The organism is Nocardia sp. NPDC004573, from assembly GCF_053602135.1.
This window is the reverse complement of sequence record NZ_JBSGDA010000055.1, coordinates 1-5,981: the sequence shown is the minus strand read 5'-3', so window position 1 is coordinate 5,981 and position 5,981 is coordinate 1. Positions and strand designations below refer to the sequence as shown.

The 5,981-nt window shown below is 68.3% G+C and carries 6 protein-coding genes; 2 read left to right on the top strand and 4 right to left on the bottom strand.

What is annotated here, in order from left to right:
* Positions 1-629: 629 nt before the first annotated feature.
* Positions 630-1,808 carry an acetyl-CoA C-acetyltransferase gene (locus ACWEKR_RS35395; protein ID WP_195088044.1) on the bottom strand — a complete coding sequence of 393 codons (1,179 nt, stop codon included), beginning with the start codon at positions 1,806-1,808 and terminating at the stop codon, positions 630-632.
* Between the two features lie 129 nt (positions 1,809-1,937).
* On the opposite strand from ACWEKR_RS35395, the gene mce reads away from it, so the two are divergent.
* Together mce and ACWEKR_RS35385 are read left to right on the top strand one after the other, a co-directional pair.
* Positions 1,938-2,411, top strand: coding sequence for a methylmalonyl-CoA epimerase (mce, locus tag ACWEKR_RS35390; protein ID WP_201298050.1), 474 nt, complete (start codon positions 1,938-1,940; stop codon positions 2,409-2,411).
* A gap of 86 nt (positions 2,412-2,497) precedes the next feature.
* Positions 2,498-3,499 carry a coiled-coil domain-containing protein gene (locus tag ACWEKR_RS35385; protein WP_062971743.1) on the top strand — a complete coding sequence of 334 codons (1,002 nt, stop codon included), beginning with the start codon at positions 2,498-2,500 and terminating at the stop codon, positions 3,497-3,499.
* 464 nt (positions 3,500-3,963) lie between these two features.
* Here ACWEKR_RS35385 and ACWEKR_RS35380 read toward each other — a convergent pair whose 3' ends face one another.
* Genes ACWEKR_RS35380 through ACWEKR_RS35370 form a run of 3 tightly spaced genes read right to left on the bottom strand, consistent with a single transcriptional unit; the run spans position 3,964 to position 5,778 of the window.
* Entirely contained in the window at positions 3,964-4,272 is a 309-nt protein-coding gene (locus tag ACWEKR_RS35380) for an ATP/GTP-binding protein (protein ID WP_452358215.1), read from the bottom strand.
* A 47-nt stretch (positions 4,273-4,319) separates the two neighbouring features.
* Positions 4,320-5,009: an endonuclease NucS gene (nucS, locus tag ACWEKR_RS35375; protein ID WP_452358214.1), complete on the bottom strand. Its 690-nt coding sequence runs from the start codon at positions 5,007-5,009 to the stop codon at positions 4,320-4,322.
* Positions 5,010-5,046: 37 nt separating this feature from the next.
* Entirely contained in the window at positions 5,047-5,778 is a 732-nt protein-coding gene (locus ACWEKR_RS35370; protein ID WP_452358213.1) for a rhomboid-like protein, read from the bottom strand.
* Positions 5,779-5,981 lie beyond the last annotated feature (203 nt).

Sequence of the window (5,981 nt, the reverse complement as noted above, 5' to 3'; positions counted from 1 at the left end):
GTGTGCGCGACCGCCGCTTGCTCCTTCGTCGCGTACGCGGCGGCCGCGCACACGCGAGCCGGACCGCGAACGGGCAATGCTCGGTCTCGCTTCGCTCGAAACCTGTAGTCGAGGCGAGCCGGGCACGGCTGCGTGCACACGCAGAACCAAAGCACGCGACCGACAGACTTCTTGTCCCGCCGTCACGCTCCCGGCCGCCGCACCCCCTCTCGCGGCACACGGCGAAAATCGCCCCTCCGCCCACGCGGACAGCCACGCGGACGCGAGACGGGCCCCGCGAGCTCCGTCCAGCTTCGCTCGACCCCGTAGTCGAAGCGAGCCGGGCACATCAGCATGGACACGCAGGACCGAGAGCACGCGCCCCGGAGCTTATGATCGCGCCGCGACAAGCTTGTGGCCGCCGCACTTCTTGGGCCCTTCGGACCGACTGTCGCAATGGACCGCAGCCCCGTTTGCAGCAGGACGAGAGGACGACCACTGTCGACCGATTCCCGTGCATGCTTTTCCTCGACACACGACGAACTCGATGGCCGCTCGTCACCCCCACCACGCGAGAGCCGGGGCCGTGAAACGACTGATGGCCGCCCACGTCGGGGCGGCCATCGGCGCGGGGTGTCGCCCCGCCGGGGTCAGACGCGGACGATCAGCGCGTCGCCCTGCCCGCCGCCGCCGCAGAGCGCGGCCGCGCCGACGCCGCCGCCGCGGCGCTTGAGCTCCAGCACCAGGTGCAGCAGGATGCGGGCGCCGGACATGCCCAGGGGGTGCCCGATGGCGATCGCGCCACCGTTGACATTCACCTTCTCCGGGTCGATGCCCAGCTTGCGGGTGGACGCGACGCCGACCGCGGCGAACGCCTCGTTGATCTCCACCAGGTCCAGGTCGGCGGGTGAGATGCCCTCGCGCGCGCAGGCTTTGGCGATCGCGTTCGCGGGCTGGTCCTGCAAGGTCGAGTCCGGGCCCGCGACCACGCCCGCCGCGCCGATCTCGGCGATCCAGGACAACCCGAGCGACTGCGCCTTCTCCTTGCTCATCACCACGACCGCGGCGGCGCCGTCGGAGATCTGCGACGCGGTCCCCGCGGTGATGGTGCCGTCTTTGCGGAACGCCGGGCGCAGCTTGGCCAGCGACTCCACCGTGGTGTCCGCGCGGATGCCCTCGTCCGTGGTCACCAGCACCGGATCGCCCTTGCGCTGCGGCACCGCGACCGGAACCACCTCGTCGTCGAAGACGCCGTTCTTCCACGCCGCCGCCGCGCGCTGGTGCGAAGCGGCCGCGAACGCGTCCTGGTCCTCCCGGCTGATCCGGTCGGTCTCGTTGCGCTGCTCGGTGAGCGCGCCCATGGCCTGATCGGTGAAGATGTCGTGCAGACCGTCGTAGGCCATGTGGTCGCGCAGCGTCACATCGCCGTACTTGAAGCCCTCCCTGCTCTTCTCCAGCAGGTGCGGCGCCTGGCTCATCGACTCCTGACCGCCCGCGACGACGATCTCGTACTCGCCCGCCCGGATCAGCTGATCGGCCAGCGCGATCGCGTTGATGCCGGACAGGCAGACCTTGTTCAGCGTCAGCGCGGGCACGTCCATCGGGATGCCGGCGGCGACCGCCGCCTGCCGGGCCGGAATCTGCCCCGCGCCCGCGGTGAGCACCTGACCCATGATCACGTAGTCGACCTGGTCGGGCGCGACGCCGCCCTTCTCCAGCGCCGCCTTGATCGCGAACCCGCCCAGATCGGAACCGCTGAAGTCCTTCAGACCTCCGAGCAGCCTGCCGACCGGGGTACGCGCACCGGAGACGATCACGGAAGTGGTCACGACGAGCCTCGCATTCGTAGATCGGACCTGCCTCGCGCCCACATCGGGCCGCGCGAGAGCAGGTGTTCCTACTCAACGGTAGCGGGTGGGTCCCGCGCGCCCCGGGCCAGGTCGCGCTACTTTCGAAGGGTGAGCAACGTTATCGAACAGTCATCTTTCATCCCGGCGGATTACGTGACCGCGGTCGACCACGTCGGCATCGCGGTGCCGGACCTGGATGCCGCGGTCGCCTGGTACGCCGAGAACCTCGGCATGGTCGAGACCCACCGCGAGGTCAACGAGGCTCAGGGCGTGCACGAGGCGATGCTGTCGCTGCCCGGCGCTCCCGACCGCGCCACTGCCCTGCAGTTGCTGGCCCCGCTCGACGCGGAATCCACCATCGCGAAGTTCATCGACCGCAGCGGGCCGGGCTTGCAGCAACTGGCCTACCGGGTGACCGACATCGAGGCCGTCTCGGCGCACCTGCGCGCCAAGGGTCTGCGTTTGCTGTACGAGGCGCCACGGCACGGAACCGCCGATTCCCGCATCAATTTCATCCACCCGAAGGATGCTGGAGGTGTGCTGATCGAGTTGGTCGAACCGAACGCGAATGTTACGCACTAGTATCGCCGTCAGGCGGGGAAAACTCGTTGGAATGACATTCGCAGTCGAGTCACCATCGGCTGCCCCCAGGCTGTAGTTTGTGTGCCATGTCGTCACCCGAGTCCGATCGCAATCGCTTCGTTGCACTGCCCTTCACCGTTGTGCGCAAGGGTTATGCGCAAGACGAGGTGCGTAATTACTTCGACCGCTTCGACGCGGAACTGAGAGTCACCGCCACCGACCGCGATGCGGCTGCGGCACAAGCACGTAACCTCGCGAGCCAGCTGGAAGACGCGCGCGACGAGATCGACGAACTCCGCAAGGAGGTCGACCGACTCTCGGTGCCGCCGACCACCGCGGAAGGCATGTCCGACCGCATCTCCCGTATGCTCCGGCTCGCCTCCGACGAGGCGTCCGAGGTCCGTGCCCTGGCCCAGGCCGAGGCTGCGGAGATGGTGTCGATCGCCGAGCAGCAGGCCACCGAGATGCGGGGCAAGTACGAGTCGCTGCTCGCGGAGACCAAGGAGAAGCGCGAGGCGCTCGAGATCGAGTTCGAGCAGACCCTCGCGAACGCACGCACCGAATCCGCCAAGATCATCGAGGCCGCTCAGGCCGAGGCCGACCGCATCGCGAAGGAAGCCGACGCGAAGCGCAAGGCCACCCAGCAGGACTTCGAGGCCACCATGGCCGAGCGTCGCACCAAACTCACCCGCGCCATGGAGGAGCTGGAAGCCACCAGCCGCGCCGAGGCCGCCCAGCGGATCAAGGACGCGACCGACGAGGCCAACCGCCTCATCACCTCCGCCACCCAGACCTCCGAGCGCAAGATCGCGCACGCGAAGGAACTGGCCGAGGAGATGCGCGTGCTGCGCGGCCGCGTGCTCGCCCAGCTGCTCGGTATCCGCGGACAGCTCGACTCGGTGCCCGCGATGCTCGCCGCGGTCAACCGGGAGAGCGAATTGCTCGACGGCGTCCCGGACCAGCGCAAGTCGATCGGCGGCAACACCAAGTCGGTCACCGGTTCCCGGCAGAAGGCGATTCCCGAGGTCGCCACCGAGGACGAGGACATCGACTCGGACGAGCGCGAGAGCGCCGACATCAGCAACTGACGTCGGGCCAACGGCGACAGTAGCGCTATCTCGACCCAATTCACCGAAGGCCGCCCCTGCCAGGGCGGCCTTCCCTAATTCCAGCCTCGGCCGAACCCACACGGCCCCCATGCCATTCGACAGACGCGCGTGGCACTCGTCGAGCGGGTTCTGTGTCGGTCATCTCGCGCAGCCTCCAGGACGACAACACGCCGCAACGGCACAGAACGCGACCACCCGTTCGCGACGGCGACGAGCGGCAGCCCACTAAGCCGGTGACGATCAAGACTCAGAAGGCCGGTGGCCGCGGTAAGGCCGGTGGTTGTCAAGTACGCCGCGCCCCCGGAGGACGCGCTCCCGCACGCGCATCCCCGGATTCCGCGTGAGCACAGCACAGTCGCCGCCGACACCATCCCGACGCGCTCGATACGCCGAGCGCGGGCTTGCGGCATACCTGACGCGGCACACATGCCCGGCTGGACGAGTCAGGACCACCGACGAGTGATCCGGCGGGTCCGGCGGCCGTTCCAGCAGCCACGATGCCAATGCCGCCGATCGTCCTCTCCGCCGTACGCGGGCCAGGCGACGATGTGCGCGACCCCGGGCGGAATCTCATGGTCACAGCCGGGGCAGCGATAGGTCTTCATCGCACGGGTGCCCGGGATGGCGCGGACCACATAGGTGTCATCACCGTCCGGACCCGATTCGGTGCGTCCGAAAACATCCCCGAGCGGCGCGCCACCCGTCGGCCGGCGATCAGCGTAGCGATCCGAGCGCGGTTTCCGGCGGGGCATGCGACAAGCCTATTACCCGCCCGCTCACGCCCCGCATGCCCCCGAACTCAGAACAGGCGGAATTCGTTGCTCTCCGTGCCGCGCAGGGCGTCGTAATCCAGTGTGAGGCAGCGGATCCCGCGATCCTCGGCGAGCGTGCGCGCCTGCGGCTTGATCTGCTGGGCGGCGAAGACGCCCACGACCGGAGCGAGCAGCGGATCCCGGTTCAGCAACTCCAGGTAGCGGGTGAGCTGTTCGACGCCGTCGATCTCACCGCGCCGTTTGATCTCCACCGCCACGGTTGCGCCGTCGGCGTCCCGGCACAGCAGGTCCACCGGACCGATCGCGGTCATGTACTCGCGACGGATGAGCGAGAAGCCGGCCCCGAGCGTGTGCACATGCTCGGCCAGCAGCTCTTGGAGATGAGCCTCCACCCCGTCTTTCACCAAGCCCGGATCGACGCCGAGTTCGTGGGAGGAGTCGTGTTCGATGTTCTCGATGGTGATGCGGAGTTCCTCACCGGCCTTGTTGGTGACGACCCATAGTGCCTTCGCACCGTCCGGCAGTTGCGCGTCCCCGTCGCGTTCCTCCAACCAGCACGGCGGGCTCATCCAATTCAGCGGCTTGTACGAGCCACCGTCGGAATGCACGAGCACCGAACCGTCCGCTTTCATCAGCAGCAGTCTGCGGGCCATCGGCAGATGGGCGGTGAGCCGCCCCACGTAGTCGACCTGACAGCGAGCAATCACTAGGCGCACCCAAGCACTGTAGGCGAGCGGCGCGCGACGGTCGCGGTCAGCCCATGAGCAGCGTCCCGGCGAGGATCGCGCTCGCCGCGAGCAGGGCGCTCTCGAGCCGGGTGAGCCGATGCACGGGGGTGGTGGCCCTGGTCGTCATGAGAAAGCCGACCGCGGTCCCGATCATGAACGCCACCAGATGTCCGACGTGGGTGAACGTCTGCTCGATCAGCACGCCTTCGACCGCGACGATGAACCACAGCGTCGCCCAGGCGATGCGCCACCGGTGCGGCACCGCCGCCACCAGCGCGCCGATCAGCGCCATGGCGCCGTAGCTGACGCCGACGTCCTCGGCCCACCGGATGCTGGCCGGGACCCACCCTGCTTGCACACCGACCCACAGCCCCGCCGCGACGAGCAGGGTGGCGCCGATGTGACCGGCGAGGAAGACGCGCACCGCCCGCAGCGCGCCGAAGCGGAGCTCGGCGAGGGCGAGCAGACAGGCCAGCAGGGGAATGATGACCCACGATCCCACTACGTCGCCGATCACGAAGGCACTGGCCAGCAATGTCCCGAGGTGGCCGCTCAGCAGGTTGTGCAGGTTCGTGCTCGCGTGCAGCACCAACCTGGTCTGCGCGGAGTCGCTCAGCACCGAGAAGACCGCCGAGACGATGATCAGCCCGGACAGGTAGAGGGCCGTCGCGGGCAACCTCAGCTGCCGCCGACGCGATCGCGGCGGAGCGGCGGGGTCGAGCGGCGCCGAACGGGCCGGCGTCGTCGCGACGATCATGCGTACCTCCGTTGTCCGCGCAAGATTGACGATGCCACCCATGGTGCCTGGCCGCGCGGTGCGTACTCTAGGGATTCCCTGGAAATTTGCTGCAAAACACAGTTTCGTCCCGTAAATGGCGAAAGGCCCTCGACGGTGTCGAGGGCCTTTCGGGAAAGGATGTTCCGGCGGTGTCCTACTCTCCCACACCCTGTCGAGTGCAG

What these genes read in the sequence shown, in the direction of transcription:
- ACWEKR_RS35370 (WP_452358213.1), bottom strand. Translation starts at nt 5,778, where the DNA reads ATGATCGTCGCGACGACGCCGGCCCGTTCGGCGCCGCTCGACCCCGCC.
- ACWEKR_RS35380 (WP_452358215.1), bottom strand. Translation starts at nt 4,272, where the DNA reads ATGCCCCGCCGGAAACCGCGCTCGGATCGCTACGCTGATCGCCGGCCG.
- ACWEKR_RS35385 (WP_062971743.1), top strand. Translation starts at nt 2,498, where the DNA reads ATGTCGTCACCCGAGTCCGATCGCAATCGCTTCGTTGCACTGCCCTTC.